Raw genomic sequence first — 580 nt, forward strand, 5'->3', positions numbered from 1 at the left:
CATTTGTACCGGGTCATGGTCCTCAATCTACCTTCGGTCACGAGCGCAAAACCAACCCGTTTGTTGCTGACGAGATGCCACTATACTAGCGCCTTGTCTGTACTCGTTACTATTCTGGCTCGGCGGCCGCTAAGTATCGCCGAGTCAGCCCTACAAATTCGTCGGCTTCCCTGTCTAAATCCCTGGCAGAAATAAACACATCATAGCCGTAAAATTCTCTCTGATACTTCATTCTATTCGCCAGCATGGCTTGCAAACCGTCGTATTGTTTTCCCGCTTTGCTAGTGTACGGTTGTGGGTCGAGCACCATATCTTCAAATTTCTCTTCACAATGGTTCTGCCTTGCGCCCAAATACAACAAAGCGCGTTGGCTAAGTAAAATCTCCGTCGCGATACGCGGGCAAATTGCATCAAGGTAAGGGGAATAGTGCTTCAAGCGGATGCCTATCCACGGGAGCGGTTGATGCCAACCGTCTTGTTGATAACTGCATATACCAATGGACTCAATATTTCGCCAACGGACAACCCAACCGCCTTTAAACAGGTGTTGCTGAAAGTGCGAGGCGGTCAATGTGAAAGT

At 48.8% G+C, this 580-nt stretch carries 1 protein-coding gene and 1 pseudogene; one reads left to right on the forward strand and one right to left on the reverse strand.

What is annotated here, in order from left to right:
- Nucleotides 1-89: pseudogene (locus tag R7O13_RS29145) on the forward strand (MBL fold metallo-hydrolase); the annotation flags it as partial.
- A 20-nt stretch (nt 90-109) separates the two neighbouring features.
- On the opposite strand, the gene R7O13_RS29150 reads toward R7O13_RS29145, so the two are convergent.
- Nucleotides 110-580 (reverse strand): DUF2982 domain-containing protein (locus tag R7O13_RS29150; protein WP_318305492.1); only part of this gene is annotated, 471 nt, incomplete at its 5' end.

The sequence above is a fragment of the Vibrio sp. Y176 genome, from assembly GCF_033438945.1.